This is a genomic window from Azospirillum isscasi, from assembly GCF_030849505.1.
GTDB classification, from domain to species: domain Bacteria; phylum Pseudomonadota; class Alphaproteobacteria; order Azospirillales; family Azospirillaceae; genus Azospirillum; species Azospirillum isscasi.
In genome coordinates, this window is record NZ_JAUJFI010000123.1 from 1 (window position 1) to 17277 (window position 17277).

Annotated in this window: 14 protein-coding genes and 1 pseudogene; 10 read left to right on the forward strand and 5 right to left on the reverse strand. The window is 69.6% G+C overall.

What is annotated here, in order from left to right; genetic code table 11:
* The 4 genes from QSG27_RS20685 to QSG27_RS20700 all read left to right on the forward strand — a co-directional run.
* Positions 1 to 998 (forward strand): MFS transporter (locus QSG27_RS20685; protein ID WP_306709448.1); only part of this gene is annotated, 998 nt, incomplete at its 5' end.
* A complete protein-coding gene (locus QSG27_RS20690; protein WP_306709450.1) occupies positions 995 to 1531 on the forward strand; it encodes a GNAT family N-acetyltransferase in 537 nt (178 codons plus the stop codon). The genes QSG27_RS20685 and QSG27_RS20690, both read left to right, overlap by 4 nt.
* A 43-nt stretch (positions 1532 to 1574) precedes the next feature.
* Complete coding sequence (locus tag QSG27_RS20695; protein WP_306709452.1) at positions 1575 to 3728, forward strand: adenylate/guanylate cyclase domain-containing protein; 2154 nt, start codon at positions 1575 to 1577, stop codon at positions 3726 to 3728.
* A gap of 15 nt (positions 3729 to 3743) precedes the next feature.
* Positions 3744 to 4784, forward strand: a complete 1041-nt coding sequence (locus QSG27_RS20700; RefSeq protein ID WP_306709454.1) for a TRAP transporter substrate-binding protein — start codon at positions 3744 to 3746, stop codon at positions 4782 to 4784.
* A gap of 22 nt (positions 4785 to 4806) precedes the next feature.
* On the opposite strand, the gene QSG27_RS20705 is transcribed toward QSG27_RS20700, so the two are convergent.
* A complete protein-coding gene (locus QSG27_RS20705) occupies positions 4807 to 5478 on the reverse strand; it encodes a hypothetical protein (protein ID WP_306709455.1) in 672 nt (223 codons plus the stop codon).
* A gap of 9 nt (positions 5479 to 5487) precedes the next feature.
* Complete coding sequence (locus QSG27_RS20710) at positions 5488 to 6348, reverse strand: helix-turn-helix domain-containing protein (RefSeq protein ID WP_306709457.1); 861 nt, start codon at positions 6346 to 6348, stop codon at positions 5488 to 5490.
* Positions 6349 to 7127: 779 nt separating this feature from the next.
* On the opposite strand from QSG27_RS20710, the gene QSG27_RS20715 reads away from it, so the two are divergent.
* Positions 7128 to 8345, forward strand: a complete 1218-nt coding sequence (locus QSG27_RS20715) for a plasmid replication protein (RefSeq protein WP_306709459.1) — start codon at positions 7128 to 7130, stop codon at positions 8343 to 8345.
* Between the two features lie 19 nt (positions 8346 to 8364).
* Here QSG27_RS20715 and QSG27_RS20720 read toward each other — a convergent pair whose 3' ends face one another.
* From QSG27_RS20720 to QSG27_RS20730, 3 genes are all read right to left on the reverse strand, one after another.
* On the reverse strand, positions 8365 to 8820 hold the full coding sequence (locus QSG27_RS20720) for a MarR family winged helix-turn-helix transcriptional regulator (protein ID WP_306709460.1): 456 nt from the start codon (positions 8818 to 8820) through the stop codon (positions 8365 to 8367).
* 114 nt (positions 8821 to 8934) lie between these two features.
* A complete protein-coding gene (locus tag QSG27_RS20725) occupies positions 8935 to 9354 on the reverse strand; it encodes an organic hydroperoxide resistance protein (protein WP_306709462.1) in 420 nt (139 codons plus the stop codon).
* 193 nt (positions 9355 to 9547) lie between these two features.
* A complete protein-coding gene (locus QSG27_RS20730) occupies positions 9548 to 10237 on the reverse strand; it encodes a lysozyme inhibitor LprI family protein (protein ID WP_306709464.1) in 690 nt (229 codons plus the stop codon).
* A 472-nt stretch (positions 10238 to 10709) separates the two neighbouring features.
* Here QSG27_RS20730 and QSG27_RS20735 point away from each other — a divergent pair, with 472 nt between their 5' ends.
* The 5 genes and pseudogenes from QSG27_RS20735 to QSG27_RS20755 form a co-directional block, all read left to right on the forward strand.
* Complete coding sequence (locus QSG27_RS20735; protein WP_306709466.1) at positions 10710 to 10880, forward strand: RSP_7527 family protein; 171 nt, start codon at positions 10710 to 10712, stop codon at positions 10878 to 10880.
* Between the two features lie 157 nt (positions 10881 to 11037).
* Positions 11038 to 12105 carry an HD domain-containing phosphohydrolase gene (locus tag QSG27_RS20740; RefSeq protein ID WP_306709467.1) on the forward strand — a complete coding sequence of 356 codons (1068 nt, stop codon included), beginning with the start codon at positions 11038 to 11040 and terminating at the stop codon, positions 12103 to 12105.
* 13 nt (positions 12106 to 12118) lie between these two features.
* Complete coding sequence (locus tag QSG27_RS20745) at positions 12119 to 15481, forward strand: PAS domain S-box protein (RefSeq protein WP_306709469.1); 3363 nt, start codon at positions 12119 to 12121, stop codon at positions 15479 to 15481.
* A gap of 257 nt (positions 15482 to 15738) precedes the next feature.
* Positions 15739 to 16512, forward strand: coding sequence for a putative sugar O-methyltransferase (locus tag QSG27_RS20750; RefSeq protein ID WP_306709470.1), 774 nt, complete (start codon positions 15739 to 15741; stop codon positions 16510 to 16512).
* A gap of 335 nt (positions 16513 to 16847) precedes the next feature.
* Positions 16848 to 17277 (forward strand): annotated as a pseudogene (locus QSG27_RS20755) (hypothetical protein); the annotation flags it as partial.

Below are 17277 nucleotides of genomic sequence, written 5' to 3' on the forward strand. Positions count from 1 at the left end.
CGGGGATGGCGCTGGCCGCCGCGGCGGCGGTGGCCGCCGACCCGCTGCTGTTCGTTCTGGCCCGCGGGCTGAGCGGGGCCGGCGGCATGGCCGGGCTGATCGCCGCGAACGCCCTGATCGGGCGGCTGCGCGGTGTTTCCGACAGCTCCGCCCTGCAGTCCGGCCTCTTCGCCGGCATGTATGCCGGGGTCAATTGCGGCGCGGTGTCGGGCGCCCTGCTCTCCACCACCTACGGGCCGGTGACGGTGTTCGCCGCGGGCGCCCTGATCCCGGCCGCCGGGCTGCTCTACACCGCCTTCTTCATCCCCCGCCTGCCGGAGGCCACCCCGCCGGATGCGCACTGCGCGCCCGCGGCGGCTCCCCCGCCGGGCGCCGCAACGGACCGCCCGCGGCGGCGGCGGATCAAGGTGCCGCTGTTTCTGGCGCTGGTCTCCCTGCCCACCGCGGTGGCGGCGATGTTCCTGCCCTTCTATCTGCCGCTGTTCATCGCGGATCTCGGCTTGTCCTCGGCGACGGTGGGGCGCGCCTACCTGCTGCACGGCCTGTGCGTGATCCTGGCCGGGCCGCTGCTGACCCGGATGGCGGCGCGGCGCCTGCCGATCCCCGGCGTGACCCTGCTGTCCGCGGCGATGATCGCCGGGGCGCTGGCCCTGTTCGGCCTTCAGGCGTCGCTGTGGACCGCCTTCGGCGCGGTGTTCCTGATCGGGCTGGCGGAAAGCTTCGGCCTGTCCGCCCAGATCCGCCATGTCGAGCTTCTGGCGGCGCGGGAGGCACGGCGGCGCGATTCCGTTCTGGTCCTGCACGTCAACACCCGCAAGCTGGGGCAGGCCGCCGGGCCGCCGCTGTTCGGCACGCTGGCCGCCGCCATCCCGCTGGGCGCCGGGCCGGAGGGGGTGGGGGTGATCGGGGCGCTGCTTGGCGGCAGCCTGCTCGCCTTCGCCCTGCTGACGTGGCGGCGGACCGTCCCGTCCCACCTGCGGACGGAGGACGGACGATGACCGGCCTGCGCTTCGCCCGCCTGAACCCGGATGCGCTGGACGCCGTCCTGGCCTTGCAGCGGGACGCCTGCGGCCCGCTGATGCACCCGCTCGGCGAGGCCGAGCTGTCGGACATGCTGGCCGGACCGGCGGTGGGGCGCGGCGTCGTGCTGGGCGCTCTGGCCGGCGAAGGAACCGGCGGGCTGGCCGCCTTCCTCGCCGTCCAGTTTCCGGGCCGCGCCGCCCACAATCTGGGCCGCGACTACGGCCTGCCGGACGGGGATCTGGAGCGGGCGCTGCACTTCACCGGCGTCCTGGTGCACCCCGACCGGCGCGGGCAGGGCCTGCACCGGCGCCTGATCGAGACCGCCGCCCGCAGCGTCCTGCCGCCGGACCGGCACCGCTACTGGTTCGCCACCGTCCGGCCCGAGAACACGGCCAGCGTGCGCGGGATGCTGTCGGTCGGCATGCGAGTCTTCGCGCGCAAGCCCAAGCACGACGGGCACGACCGCCTCCTGTTCGTCCGCGACCTGTCTGCCCCGGCCGGCGGCTGACGCCTTCCTCATCACCGTCCTTTGGCTCTCCGGAGACCGCCCGATGTCCCACCACCCTTCCCGGCCCCCGTACCGGATACGCCTGCGCGTGGGAATCGCGCTGGCCTTTCTGCTGACGACGGTCCCGCTGATCGCGGTGATGCTCAGCTACCTCCACCACGAGAATTCCCGCTCCGCGCTGGAGGTGGCGTCCCAATCCATCGAGCGCACCACCCAGACGGTCACCAACGACCTGAACGGGCTGGTCAGCCCGGTGGCCCGCGTGGCCGAGGCGATGGCGGGATTCGGGCGGATCGACCGCAACGGGCTGCGCCGCATCGAATCGCTGCGCTACTTCTCCGACGCGCTGGCCACCCTGCCGCAGCTCGCCTCCCTCTATGTCGGCTTCGCCGGGGACGGGGCCTTTTTCCAGATGGTGCGGCTGGCCTCCGATGGGGCGAACTTCGGCCCCGCCGTCCCGCCGCCCGGCAGCGCGTTCGCCCTGCGCATGCAGGACGCCAGTTCGGGCCGGTTCGCCGACTCCTACTTCTACCTGCGCTCCTGGGGGCAGGTCAGCGGCGTGGAGCGGGCCGATGCGACGGAGGACCCCCGCGCCGCCCCATGGTACGAGGCGGCGCACAAGGGCAGCGCCGCGGTGATGTCCGACGCCTTCGTCCTGCCGGCGACCCGGCGCCCGGTGGTCACCGTCTCCTACCGGATGGCCACCGACGACGGCGTGCCCATCGGCACCATCGGGGCCGACGTCTCGCTGGACACGCTGGCCGCCCGGCTGGACGCCCTGCGCATCGGGCCGTCCGGGGCCGTCTTCGTGATCGACGGGGACGGGCGGGTGATCTGCCACAACCGGTCCGACCTGCTGGTGGACGAGGGCGGGACGAAAACCGCGCTCCACCGCGCGGAATCCTTCCCCGACCCGGTGCTGGCCGGCGCGGTGGAGCGCCGCAGGGCCGGGGCCGGCGACCGCTTCATCGCCCCGCTGGGGCCGCAGGGGCAGGACTACATCGTGGAGTTCGCGACCCTGACCCAGGGCATCGGCTCCGGCTGGACGGTGGGCGTGGCGGTGGAGGTGGACGAGTTCGTCGGCTCCATCCGCCGCGCCACCTACCGCATCGTCCTGATCGGCGGCGGGTTGCTGGCGGTTTCGGTGCTGCTTCTGCTGTGGCTGTCGCACCGGCTGACGCGCCCGATGCAGGCCATCGTGTCGGAAACCAACCGCATCCGCCATTTCGACCTGAACGGCCGCTTCGCCGTCCGCACCCGCGTGCAGGAGGTGGCGGAGCTGGCCGGCGCCGTGGAGGCCATGAAGGGCGGCCTGCGCCGCTTCGGCGCCTATGTGCCGAAGGCGCTGGTGCGCGACATCATCGTGACCGGCGACGGCGGGGAGCTGGGTGGGGAGACGCGCCCCCTCAGCATCCTGTTCAGCGACATCGCGGGCTTCACCGCGACCAGCGAGGCCATGCCGCCGCAGCAGGTCCTGGACCGGCTGACCACCTATTTCGAGCGGATGACCGCCTGCATCCACGGCCATGGCGGCACGGTGGACAAGTTCATCGGCGACGCCATCATGGCCTTCTGGAACGCCCCACGCCCCGACCCGGACTATGCGGAGCGCGCCTGCCTCGCCGCGCTGGGCTGCCTGTCGGTCAACCGCGCCATCAACGACGCCTGCCTCGCCGCCGGCACGCCCCCCATGCCGACCCGCTTCGGCCTGCATCTGGGCGAGGTGGTGGTGGGCAACGTCGGCTCCTCCGACCGCATGCAGTACACCGCGCTCGGCTCCCACGTGAATCTCGCCTCGCGCATCGAGGGGCTGAACAAGGTCTATGGGACCAGCATCCTGGTGACGGGGGCGGTGGAGCGCGCGGTGCGCGGGCGCTTCCTGTTCCGGCCCGTCGATCTGGCCGTGCCGTCGGGCCTGTCGGCGCCGATCGAGCTGTTCGAGCTGGTCGGCTCGCTCGACCCCCATTCGGCCTTCGCCCGCCCGCCGGAGACGCACGACCTGTGCCGCCAGTGGCACGTCGCGGTCTCGCTTTACCGCAGCCGGCGCTGGTCCGCCGCTCTGGAGCTTCTGCAGCCCCTGGCCAGCGAGCCGGAGGTGGCGGCGCTGGCCCGGCTCTACATCGCGCGCTGCGAACGGCTGATCGCCGACCCGCCCGGCGACGCCTGGGACCCTGCCGAGCATTTCAAGACCAAATAGCCAGAAGAGGACGCGATGAAGAGCAGATGGACGGCGCGCCTGTTGGCCGCCTGCACGGGATTGGCGCTGGCGCTCGCCGCCGCCGGGGTGTCCGCGGAGACGGTCATCAAGCTGGCCCACCCCAACCGCAACGACGCCTTCGACAACACCGCCGGGGCCATGGCGATCGTCTTCAAGAACCATGTGGAGGTGGCGACGCAGAAGCGCGTGCGCGTCGAGATCTTCCCCGAAGGGCAGATGGGCCGCGACGGCGACGCGGTGAAGCTGGTCCGCCAGGGGACCATCCAGTCCGCCATCTCCTCGGTCGGCGGGGTGGCGCCGCTCTATCCGATGCTGGCGGTCATCGACCTGCCCTTCGCCTATTCCTCCGTCGCCAACGCCTACGACGTGTTCGACGGCCCCTTCGGCCACCGGCTGGCCGAGGAGATCCGGCGCAGGACCGGCCTTGCCGTGCTGGGCTTCGGCGATCCGGGCGGGCTGTTCACCATCACCAACTCCAAGCGCCCGATCCGCATGCCCGAGGACGTGAAGGGCCTGAAGATCCGCACCATGGATCTGGAGACGCACCGGACCATGATCGGCAGCCTGGGCGGCACGCCGGTCAACGTCGCCTGGTCGGAACTCTACAACGCCCTGGGCACCGGTGCCGTGGACGGCCAGATGAACCCCGTGCCGATCGTCCGCTTCGCCAACTTCGACGAGGTGCAGCGCCACCTGACGCTGAGCAACCACCTGTTCCTCCCCTATGTCTGGGTGATGAACGCCAAGTTCCTGGACGATCTCGCCCCCGGGGACCGCGCGGCCGTGATGAACGGCGCACGGCTCGGCGTGGTCGCCAGCCGCGGTCTCAGCCGCCTGATCGAATCCTCCGACCGCGGTCTTCCCCCGCTGGCCCAGCGCATGCAGGTCCACACGCTGACCCCGCGCGAGGCGGAGGCGTTCCGCAAGGTGACCCAGCCCGCGGTGCGGGAGGCCATCGAGCGGCGGTTCGGAGCGGAGGGGGTGGAGATGCTGGCCGCCTTCGAACGCGCGATCCGTGAGGAGCGGACGCCGTAAGGGACGCATCCCGGTGTTCAGGTCACCGCATCCGCCGGACCGCTCCCCCCGCCAGGGCCCGCAACTGGCCGGTGCGGCAGCGGTCCGCCGCGTCTCCCGCCCCGTCTCCCGACGCCGCGATCACCGACAGGCGCCGCGCCAGCGCCCGTTCGGGCGCGCAGACCTCCTCGCACAGCGCCCGCATCTCCGCGATGGAGGGGCGCCATTTGCGCGTCCGGCGCCAGCTCCGTGCCGCCGCATCGACCGCCCAGGCCGGAAATTCCCCGAGATCCTCCGCCCAGTCGAGCGCGACCAGATGCTCCACCTCCGGCGCGGTTCCCTTGGCCGGATAGTGGCTGAGCAGTGCCAGGACGCGGGCCAGCAGATGCTCCGGCGAGGCCGGGGCCAGGACGGAGCCGGTCAGCTCGCCGAGCGCGCGCCGCGCCATCAGGGCGTGCTGGCCGGTCACCCCGTCGGGCGGGGTCCAGTCCTCCGTCACGCCGTCGAAGCCGCCGTCACCGAAGCGTGGCCGGCGCTCCACCCGTCCGGCGGCGAGGATGTCCCGCAGCGGCGCCGGCAAGGCCGCTGCCAGCGCCAGCCAACGCTCAGCGGCGGGAGCGGCGGGATCGAAGGCCGGCGGCGGGCGGGACGGCAAAGGCGTGAGGACCGATGAATTGGGGGTCCCATGCGGGGTGGGCCGCGGCTGTGCGGTCATGGCGTTTCCTCACCTCCAGGTTTGTGGGCCGTTTTGTGGAACAGGGCCGCCGTTGCGGGCGGCGCTGAGCTTCGCCGCGGCGGCCATCCAGGCGCCGAGCTTCCGTTCGGGAGCGGACGCGGCGGGGACGGATCTTGCGGTGGCGGAAGACGCTGCGGTGCGGAGCATCGGCGCCTTCCCGGCGGCGGCATCCTGCGCCAACCAGGCTTTCCAGGCCGCCCCGACATCGCGGTAGCGGTAGCCGTGCGCCCGGCAGCGCAGCCGGAAACCCTCGGCGTGGCGGTCCAGATCGACCCCGGCGAAGCGGATCTCGGCCCAGGCGCGGTCCGCCGCATCCGGCATCCAACCGTCCGGCACATCCTGCGCCGGTCCGCGCGAAGCGTGCGAGTCCGGAGTCTGTTCGGATTCCGGCTGTTCCTGTCGCACCGGCGCACAAGGGGAGTCGGCGGGAGCGACATCCTTGGCGGCCGGCGGCACAGGGGGCATCCTGGTCCGGCCTTCCTCCGCGCCGGCCGCCGGAATCGGCCCTTCGCCGGGGACCAGCCGCAGCCGGTACAGGCAGGACAGGCGGCCGCCCGAGGCGGAGCGGCGGGCTTCCATCCCGATCACCCCGGCTTCGGCGAGCTGGCCGAGGATGCGGTTCACCGTGCTGCGGCTGCGCTTCAGCGCGGTGGCGAGGGTCGCCTGCGACGGCCAGCACTCGCCGCGGGCGTTGGCGTAGGTCGCCAGCGCCGCCAGCACGGCCAGACCGTCGGCGTCGATGTCGGGATGGCCGAGCCACCAGGCGGGGATGCGGCCCCACCGCCCGGTGTCGGCGGGTGGGCTCTCGCCTCTCGGGTCGTCCGGTGGGCTGTCGTCGCAGGGTGTCATGACGGGGTCTCCGCAAGGCTGTGGGGACCGGCTCCGCGGGGAAAGCGGGCCGGTGGCTTTGCGGATGAGGATTCCCGGGGCCGTGCTGCTCTTCAAACCGCGGGCAATCGCTCCATAGCCGGGCATGGAGCGTTAGCCCGCGCCGTTGAAGTCCCTGCCCGCGGTCCTGGAGCCCTTGCCCGCCACCATGGAGCGACAGCCCGCGTTTCACCGCCGAATCGGAATCCTGGAGCAGGAACCCGCGCCCATGGAGCGTTAGCCCGCGCCTTCGGACTCTCTGGGGATGGAGCCTCGGGCCGCGGCTGGGACGCACGACCTTGGAGCAACAGCCCGCGCTTCGGCGGGGATGCACCCTTCCCCATGGAGCGATAGCCCGCGGGTATGGAGCGATTGCCCGCGCCTTGCTTTTCCCGTCCGCCCCGCGTGGCGGTCCGGCGGCGTGCAGGGGATGGAGCTTTTGCTCGCGCCTGCCCCGCCGGACCCTTGGAGTTCCGACTCGCGGCGGGACAGGACGCTTATGGAGCGACAGCCCGCGCCTTCGCCGCCAAAGCCGCCGGGCGATTCGCACCGGGCGGCGGGGGCGCCGGGACTTTCGAAGGCGGGACATTCGAAGAAATGCAGGGGTGCGCCGGCAAAGCGCGGGCTATCGCTCCATACCCGCGGGCTGTTGCTCCATAGGCGCGGGCAAAGGCTCCATCCCGAAGGAGGTCGCCCGTCACGAAGCGGTTGTCAGCGCGCGCATCCCGCCGCATGGTCATAGCCGGGCAAGGAGGGATTGGATGAGCAAGATCGCGACACCCAGCGCGCTGCAACTCGTGCTGTTCGAACTGGAGGACCGCTCCCAGTCGCACCTGATCGCGCTGTACGATCTCGCCCCGCGCTACGTCTTCGCCTCGCGCGACGGCGGGCGGTCCGCGGAAACCGCGCCCGCGAAGGGCAATTTCGTCGCGTCCATCAAGCGCGAGTTCACCTACCGCGGCAGCACCTTCCACCTGACCATCCAGCCCGCCCGTCTGACCAAGATGGTCAACCGGGACGACGGGGCCACCCAGGCCGACGGCCCGACCGAGATCGAATACGAGGTCTTCCCCGCCGAGCGCGAGCAGGTGGTGGAGCATGTGGTGCGCCGCCTCGCCATGGACCGCTCGCGCCTGTCGCTGGGCGGGGAGAACCGCGACAAGGTGCAGATGCGCTTCACCCTTTACGAAATCCAGCGGGAGCTGAAGGCGGTCGGCCACACCCTGTCGATCCGCGACATCCGCGAATCGCTGACCATCCTGGCGCGCTCGCGGATCATCATCGGCAAGCCGGCGGAGGGGGTGAAGAAGGGCCGCGGGGCCAACCTTCTGGAATCCACGGCCTTTCCGGTGCTGGCCATCCGCTCCCGCCCCGACCTGATCGGCGACGAGGGGGGCGACGAGGAGACCCATCTCCAATTCAACCCGCTGGTCTCCTCCGCCATCCGGAACCTGGAGTTCAAGCCGGTCAGCTATCAATGGCTGATGCGGCTGAAGAGCCCGGTCTCGCGCTGGCTCTACAACCGTCTGAGCGCCGAGTACGACTATTCGGGGGCGGAGGCGCCGGGCGATCTGGGCGCCAAGGCGATGACCCTGTCCGCGGACGAGATCATCAAGAACAGCGGCATGAATGTGTGGAGCCGCCGGCGCGACACGCTGCGCGCGGTGACCGCCGCCGTGGACGCGCTGGTGGAGGAAGGCATCCTGACCAGCGCGGAAAAGCTCTACGACAAGGTGGGCGCCCGCATCGAGGCGATCACTTACGTGATGCTGCCCAGCGCCAAGTTCCTGGCCCAGGTGCGCAAGGCGCAGGCGGTGGAGAGCGCCAACGTCGCGGCCATGCGGGCGATCACGGGCGACGCCCGCCGCCCCAGCGATTTCGTGCCGGTCACCCCCGCCGCAACGGTGGAGACCCGCGCCCGCCGCGCCAAGCACCTGACCCAGGAACCGCCGCTTCTGCCGATGGCCGAGGCCGGCTGACCGGCCCGCCGGGACCGTATCAGCTCCGTTCCGCGGCGGCGTTCAGCGAGTCGCGCAGGCGCAGGAGCGCCTCGCGCAGCCCCGCGAGGTCGGGCAGCGGGCAATTTGCGGCGGCGGCGATGTGATCCGGCAGCCCCGTCGCCCGTTCCCGCAGGGCTGTGCCCTGCGGCGTCAGGTGAATGCGCACCAGCCGTTCGTCCGCCGGGTCCCGCGCGCGGGTGACCAGCCCCTGCCCTTCCAGCCGCTTCAGCAGCGGGGTCAGCGTGCCGCTGTCGAGCAGCAGACGTTCCCCCAGCGCCTTCATGGTCTGGCCGTCCCGTTCCCACAGCAGCAGCATGACCAGATACTGCGGGTAGGTCAGCTCCAGCGCGTCCAGAAGCGGGCGGTAGACCCGCGTCATGGCGAGATTCGCCGAATAGAGGGCGAAGCAGGCCTGATTGGCCAGATGAAGCGGGTCGTCTTCGTTGGTGCTCATCGTTCAGGGATTCCCAGCCGGGGAAGCGTCGCGGGCGTGTTGCACGCGACCCCATAGCGCATGGGGGTATGGCGCGCAACACGCCCAGGAGCACGGAACCCTGTCGCGCCCCGGTTACGCGATGGCGGTGCTCACCGCGATGTTGCCCTTGGTGGCGTGGCTGTAGGGGCAGACCTTGTGCGCGCGGGCCACCAGATCCTCCGCCGCCGCCTTGTCCAGGCCGGGCAGCGACACGGTGAGGTCCACCGCGATGCCGAAGCCCTCGCCGTCGTCGCGCGGGCCGATGCCGACCTGGGCGGTGACCGTCACGTCCGCCGGAACGGCGATCTTGTCGCGGTTGCCCACGAACTTCATGGCGCCGAGGAAGCAGGCCGAATAGCCGGCGGCGAAAAGCTGCTCGGGGTTGGTGGCGCCGCCCTTGCCGCCCAGCTCCTTCGGGGCGGCCAGCGCCACCGACAGCAGGCCGTCGTCGGTCTCCGCCTTGCCGTCACGCCCGCCGGTGGCCGTCGCCTTGGTCGAATAGAGGATCTTCATCGCGTGCACTCCTTGGAACAGATGGATCGTTCGGGATCGGGGAAGCGGGTTGCCGCTTGTTGTCGAGGTGGACTGTCGCGCAAAATTGGATTGTGCGCAATATGATTGATCATGCGTTATTGAATTGCACGCAATGCGTCGGCGGAATGGCGCCGGGCACGCGCTTCGCAAGGGAATTCGCAAGGGGAACGGATCAGGGGACGCGCCGATAGGACCCGATGAAGCTGCCGTTGTGGCCGCACCAATAGCCGCTGGCGGCGCGGTTGGGCTCCAAGTCGGGGATGGTGATCCCCCCGCCCTCCCCCGCCTCCAGGATCAGACCGCCGCCGCCGGCATCGGGGGTGGCGTCGGGGGTGCCAACGGCCAGTCGGCCGGCGCCGTCCAGCCGTCCGACGCCGGAGAAGTCGCACACCCAGCGGCCCGCCGTGGGCTCGGCGCCGCTGACGCTGACGGCGACCGTTCCGTCGCGCAGGGCAACGGCGGCGATGTCCATGAATCCCTCATGGTCGAAGCGGCCCACATAGCGCCCCGCGGGTGACGGTGCCGCGGGATCGGTCCGGAAGGACAGGACCGCGACACGGCCCTCATACGCGCGGCGCAGGCAGGACGGGTCGGCCCCGCAGGAGTCGCGCTCGCGCAGCCACGCCCGCTGGTCGGTCTTCACGGCGGCCCCGGCGGCGCCCTCCTCCGGGCTGGCGCCCGACAGGCGGTCCAGGGCGGCGCGGTAGGACGCGGACAGCCGATCGTCCAGCGCGGAAAGCGCCGGATCGGCGCAGATCGCCTTCTCCGTGGGCGTGTTGGCCTTCGAGCAGGGAAAGCCCGCGGCCGTGGCGGCGGACGGCAGGGCCAGAAGGCCAAGGGCGAGCAGCGCTGGGCGGAGCATGCGGTTCCCCATTCGACGGTCGGGCTTCGACTGTGCCGTGGTGGAGGAAGCGGGTCAACCCGCCCTCCGGGGATCATCCGGGCTGGTGTGTTTCCGGTCCCTCCGGCAGGCAGGGCATCCAGGTCTCGCAGCGCTGCGGAAGTCCCCGCCGTCACAGCGCTGCGACAATCTCTTTTAACAGCGCTGCGATGACTTGTGCGCTTGAGCAATGATGCTCCATTTTATTCATGATTGTGCGCTGCATCATAGTAATGGAAGCCATGCGTTATCGGCGCGTCGTCTTTTCGGAGGGCGATGCCATTCTATCCAGGCAGGCAGCACCGCTCCTCCACCGGCATCGCGCAGGCCCCGTCCAGGGCCGGCTGCCGACCCCGGCGCCCGAGTGGCCAAGCCCGAGACATTCCCATCGAACCGCCCCATCGAACCGCGGCCCCGTCGATTTCCGACTTTCGGCGCCGCCACGAGGACAGCCATGAACGCCAAGACCTTCGCGACCCCCCTGTCGTCCACTGAACTGCGCGCCATCCGCCTTCAGGCGGAAGCCATGCGGGCGGCCTACCTGCGCGGCCTGTTCCGCCGCTTGGGCGCGGCCTTCAGCCGTCCGGCGACTCCGGCCAACGGCGGGCTGACCGCCGCCCGCTGAGGCCACCCCTCCCCGACGGTCTCCACCTGCACGCGGCCGGACGGTCCGGTTGCGGCTTTTCCGCCCACCTGGACCCATTTTGGCAAGATTCGTTAAGATTCTGCCGTGTATCATTTTCTAATGATGCTTTAGGTGGTGGTCTGGAGCGGGTGGAAAAATGCAGGTTGTAATCGTCGACGACGATCCCAGCACGCTGTTCATCACCAGCGCGGTCATCCGGCGCATCGACGACGCGGAGCCCATCGGGATGGGCAGCCCGCTGGAGGCCCTGGACTGGCTGGCCTGCAACACGCCCGACCTGATCATGATCGACCACGTCATGCCGGATCTCGATGGCATGGCGATGCTGGAGCGCATCCGCGCCCAGCGGCATCTCGCCGATGTTCCGGTGGTGATGATCACCGCCGACACGTCGGTGAAGCTGCGGGTGGCCGCGCTTGAAAGCGGCTGCACCGATTTCCTGACCAAGCCCATCGTGGTGCCGGAGCTGCTGGCCCGTGCGCAGAACCTGCTGCGCCTGCGGCTGGGCCAGCGGATGATGCGCGACCAGGCCGCCGTGCTGCGCATCCGGGTGGAGGAGGCGACCGCCCAGCTCCGCCAGCAGGCGCAGGAACTGGTGGCCCGCCTCGCCCGCGCTGCGGAGTACCGCGACCCGGAAACCGGCCTGCACATCGAGCGGATGGCGAACTACTCGCGCGTCATCGCCGAAAGCCTGGGGCTCGACCCCGAGGATTGCGCCCGGCTGGCCGAAGCCGCGCCGATGCACGACATCGGCAAGATCGGCATTCCCGACGCCATCCTGCTGAAGCCCGGGCGGCTGACCGACTGCGAAATGCAGGCGATGAAGCAGCACCCCGTCATCGGCCACGCGGTGCTTCAGGGAAGCGAACATCCCCTGATCTCCCAGGCCGCGGAGATCGCCCTCGGCCATCACGAGAAGTATGACGGCACCGGCTATCCCAGAGGGCTGCGGGGCGAGGAGATACCGCTGTCCTGCCGCATCGTCGCCATCGCGGACGTCTTCGACGCGCTGACCACCACCCGGCCCTACAAGCATCCCTGGCCGCTCGAAACCGCCAAGGCCTACATCGTCAAGCACAGCGGCACCCATTTCGACCCGGCCTGCGTCGATGCCTTCCTGCGGGCGTGGGATGCGGTGCTCGCCGTCCACCACGCCCACCCCGACCCCGATTTTGCCGGGGCGGACAGCCCCGTGCACCGGTAGACGGAGAATTCCCATGCCGGACGAGTCCGCTTCGCTTCCGCCATCGCCGCAGCCGTCAACCCCGCCGCCCGCCGCCGCGGCATTTCCCGACCACGGCCACCGCGCCTACGCGCTCCGGTCCAGGGCGCTGGTGTCCGGGGTGTGGGTGGTCGCGCTGCTGCTGACCGCGGCGGCCTGGACCGCGGCCATCTATCTGGCCGAGCGCGACGAGAGCGACGCGCTCCAGCGGGCCGAGCGCGACACCGGCAATCTGGCGCACATCATCGCCGAGCAGACCACGCGCGCCATCGCCGGGACCGACCGCATCCTGTCCTACATCGGCTACGACCTGTACCGGCTGGGCAGCCAGAGCCCGTTGCTGCACGACGTGATGCGGAACGCGACCCTGGATTCGGATCTGCTGCTCCAGCTCGCCTACGCCGACGGGAAGGGCGACCTGATCCAGACCAGCGTGGACAACGCCCCGGCCAAGGTGAACCTCGCGGACCGCGAGCATTTCCGCGTGCACAAGGAGGGCACGGTCCAGGGCCTGTTCATCAGCCGGCCCGTCTTCGGGCGGGCGTCGGGCAAATGGTCGATCCAGCTCAGCCGCAAGGTCACCGCCGCCGACGGCGGGTTCGGCGGGATGATCGTCGCCTCGCTGGACCCCTTCTATTTCGGGCGGACCTTCGACAATCTGGACGTGGGCGACGACGGGGTCGTCGCCATCGTCGGGCGCGACGGCATTCTGCGCGCGCGCAGCGTCATGGACGACCGCATCATCGGGCTGGACCTCGGCAATTCTCCGATCCTGCAGGAGGCCCGGGAGAAAGCGGAAGGCTTCGTGCGCTCGGTCAGCCCGGTCGACGGGGTGGTCCGCCTGACCAGCTTCCGCAACCTTCAGAATTACCCCCTGACCGTCACCGCGGGCTTCGGCGAGGCGGAATTCATGGCGGAGACCTGGGCGCGGCAGCAGGCCTACATGATCGGCGCGGGCATGACGACGGCTCTGCTGTTTGTGCTGGCGATGCTGGTGACGTGGCAGAGCCGCGCGCAGGGGCGCGCCCACGCCGAACTGGACGAGACCGCCCGGCACCTGAGCGTCAGCAAGATGAAGCTGCGCGACATCGCGGAAACGGCGTCCGACTGGTTCTGGGAGATGGACGCCGACCTGTGCTTCTCCGGCATTTCCGGGGCCTTCGCCGGGTCGATCCGCGATCCGGAGCTGTACCGGGGCCGCCGCTGCGAGGACATCGCCCTGCGCGAAGCGGGCGATGCGGAGCATTGGGAGGAGCACCGCCGCGGTCTTGAGGACCGCCAGCCCTTCCGCGGCTTCGAATTCGCGGTGCGGGAACCGGGCGGCGGCACCCGCATCTGGTCGCTGAGCGGAAAGCCCGTCTTCGACGAGGACGGCGCCTTTGCCGGCTACCGCGGCTCGGGCGCCGACGTGACGGAGCGGCGGCAGGCGGAACGGTCGCTGGCCGACAGCGAGCGGCGCTACCGCGCCATGTTCGCCGCGGTCGGCCAGCCCATCGTCGTCACCGACCAGGAAGCCGTCATCACCGGCTTCAACCCGGCGGCGGAGGCCCTGTTCGGTTTCCGCGAGGCGGAGACGATCGGGCGGAACATCGCCGCCCTGATGCCGGAAGGGCTCGTCGGGACTCACGACCGCCTGTTCCGGGACTACCTCTCCAGCGGCCGGGAGCGGCCGGGCAGCATGATCCGCGAGGTGTCCGTCCGGCGCGCCGACGGCTCGCTGCTGCCCACCGAGATCGCCCTGTCGAGCTGGCGCGCCGGCGGGCGGGAGCATTTCATCGGCGTCTTCCACGACCTGTCCAAAGCCAAGCAGATCGAGGCCGACCTGCGCCGCGCCCGCGACAGCGCCGAACACGCCAACCGGATGAAGAGCGAATTCCTGGCGACCATCAGCCATGAAATCCGCACGCCGATGAACGGCGTGCTGGGCACGCTGACCCTGCTGGACGGCGAAGGGCTGAAGCCGGAGGAGCGTCGCCTGGCCGGCGTCGCCCGCCAATCGGCGGAAAGCCTGCTGCGGCTGCTCGACGACATCCTGGACTTCTCCAAGCTGGAAGCCGGGCGGATCGCCATCGAGGAAGAGACCTGCGCCCCTGCCGATCTTGCGGATGCGGTGATGGCGGTGTTCCAGCCCTCGGCCATGGACAAGGGGCTGTCCCTGTCCTGCCGCATGATGCCCGACGTTCCGGACGCGGCGGTCACCGACCCGGCCCGGCTGCGGCAGGTCCTGTTCAACCTCGTCGGCAACGCGGTGAAGTTCACCAGCGCCGGCCATGTGGCCGTCCGCGCCCGCCGTGGCGCCGACCTGCCGGACGGGCGTTTCCTGCTGGAATTCGAGGTGGAGGACACCGGCATCGGCATCGCCGCCGAGTCCGTCCCCTCCCTGTTCGACCGTTTCACCCAGGCCGACAGCTCCATCACCCGCCGTTACGGGGGCACCGGGCTGGGGCTGGCGATCTGCAAGGAGCTGTGCGGGTTGCTCGGCGGCACCATCTCCGTCGTCAGCGCGCCGGGCAAGGGCAGCCTGTTCCGGTTCTCGGTCGCCTGCGCGCCGGGCGATCCGGCGGCCCTGCGCGTCGCGGCGGCGGACACGCCCCCCGCCGATCCCTTGCCGTCCTTGCGGGTGCTGGCGGTGGACGACAACGCGGTGAACCGGGACATCGTGCGCGGCCTGCTGGAGCGCGGCGGGCACCGCGTGACCGACGCGGTGGATGGGGACGAGGCGGTGCGGACCGTCGAGCGGTCGGAGACGCCTTTCGACGTGGTCCTGATGGACATCCAGATGCCGGGCATGGACGGGCTGACCGCCACGCGCCTGATCCGCGCGCTGCCGCCGCCGCGCAACCGGGTTCCGGTGATCGCGCTGACCGCCCATGCCTCGGGCAGTTCGCTTCCCGAATGCATGGCGTCGGGCATGAACGGGTTCGTGCCGAAGCCGCTGCGCCCGTCCGCCCTCGACGCGGCCATCCGCGCGGTCCTCAGCAGGCCGGCGGCCGAGGCGGCTCCGGCGGCGGTTCCGGTGGTGACGCAAGCCGCTCCGGCGGCGGATCTGCTCGACCAGGAACAGGTGGACAGCGTGGCAGAGGCGCTGGGGCCGGAATGCTGGCGCGAGACTTTGGAGGGCTTCTCCCGCACCGCGTGGGAGCAGGTGACGCGGATCGGCAGCGCCCTGGCCGCCGGGGAGGAGTACCGCCGCGCCGCCCACACGCTCAAGGGGCTGTCCTGGAACGTCGGGGCGAAGCGGCTGGGCGATCTCGCCATGGCGCTGGAAAAGGCCGCGCCCGACGAGGCCCTGGCCCTGGCCGGCAGCCTGGAGGGCGTGCTGAAGGACAGCGTGCAGGCGCTTTCCGAGCCGGTTTGAGGTCTCCGTTGGGGCGCTGTCCCCGTTCCCGCCGCTTGGAGATGTGGCGGCGGTGAGCGGCGTCGGCTTCGAACGGCATTGGGCCGGTCAAAAGGTGGCGAGGGCGGCAGCGCCTCTTCTGCGGTGCCGCCCTGCCACCCGCAACTGACGCTTCGCCGCAACAACGTATGGGTTGGAGATTTTGGCCTAGCTTTCCAAAAAGCTGTTCATTATCTTTCCAGGTTAAACAGATCATCCGAATAGGAATATTCCGAAAAATGCCGACAAGCATTAGCGACAACAGTGATTATCGTAGCTTTTGTCAGCATGCAGCGGAAGATGCTTTTCAATTCAGCAGGTTCAGGCACAGCCATTTCTGCATTGACATCGTTGATACATTGAGCGCGGAGCACGGCGCCAGTTATATGAACCTTGCATTAAAAAATGATCCTCAAATTTATGAACATTTGGACGAGCTTCGGCGCAACGACGAGGTTGGATCACCTCTCATCTGCAATTACAGCGGTATTGGGAAGTTCTGTCCCACCACTCTCCGTTACATAATGGTTGCCACGGCCCTAAAACGCTTGTTTGGGACGTTGAATGGAATGCATGTCGTTGAAGTGGGGGGAGGGTATGGCGGACAATGCCGCATAATTAATGCGCTCTTCAAAATTGAATCATATACGATAATAGATTTGCCAGAAGCGCTTAAACTGACCGAAAGGTATCTTTCTCATTTTAATCTGAAAAATACTTCATACGTGCAGCCGCAGGATGTGCAGGAGAAAGAATACGATCTGTTCATCAGCAATTATGCATACAGTGAGCTCAGCAAAGATACACAGGATGATTATTTCGATAAGGTTCTGTCTCGCTCGTATCATGGGTACATGATCTACAATCAGGCATCATTTTCAGAAACAGCGCCAAATTTTCAATATACTGCAGAAGAAATAGCAAGTCGAATTCCTTATTGCCGAATGATATCGGGAGAATCAGGGTTGGCGCATACTGATATAGAACGGAAACATAAACTTCTGTATTGGTAGTATCGGGTTCTGCATCCAAAGGCCGTGTTGCGCGGCATTGCGGGGGCGCGGCAACCCGACCGTCCGGTCCGGCAACGGACCTATTCCGACCTGGCGATCCTCACGGCGTTGATGCTGCGCGTGGTGGACCGCCTGGCCCCGCAGCAAACCGTGAGGTTACCCGCCTCCCTCGTCCGGCTGAAATCCGGACCCTGTCCGCGATGTGCGTTTTCGCACAGGCACGGACGGGCCGCGACGGCACTCTCCAGCCGCGCCGCGAAGCGGTGGCCTGACCGTTCCATCCTGTCAGGCCGTCCGCCCGCGCCCCGTTCCTTGCGGCATGGAGTGTTCCGACGATGGCTCTGCTCGATGATCTTGTGGTGCAGACCGCCCTGTTCCCGCTTGTGGCCGGCGTCGCCGCCGTCGGTGTGGCCCGCGCCGCGGGCGGTCGGTCGCGGGGTCCCCGGATGGCGGCGGCGGGCGTTGCCGCCGCCTTCCTGGCGGCCTATGCGCTGATCGTCGGCCTGCCGGCCCTGCCGCCGCCCTCCAGCATGGGCCGCCTGTTCTGGAGCGCCGTGGCCGGGCTGCTGATCGGCATCGGCGCCGATCTGGCCGGTCTGGACCGCCGCCGCGGCACGCTGCTGCTCGGCGCCTGGGTGACCGCGTCCCTGCTGTGGATCGCCCTGCCGGTGCTGCCGGGCAGCCTGGACACCGTCACCGCCGCGGTGCTGCTGCTGGCCGGCGGATGGATTGCGCTGTCCCGCACCGCCGCGGAGGGCGAGGGGG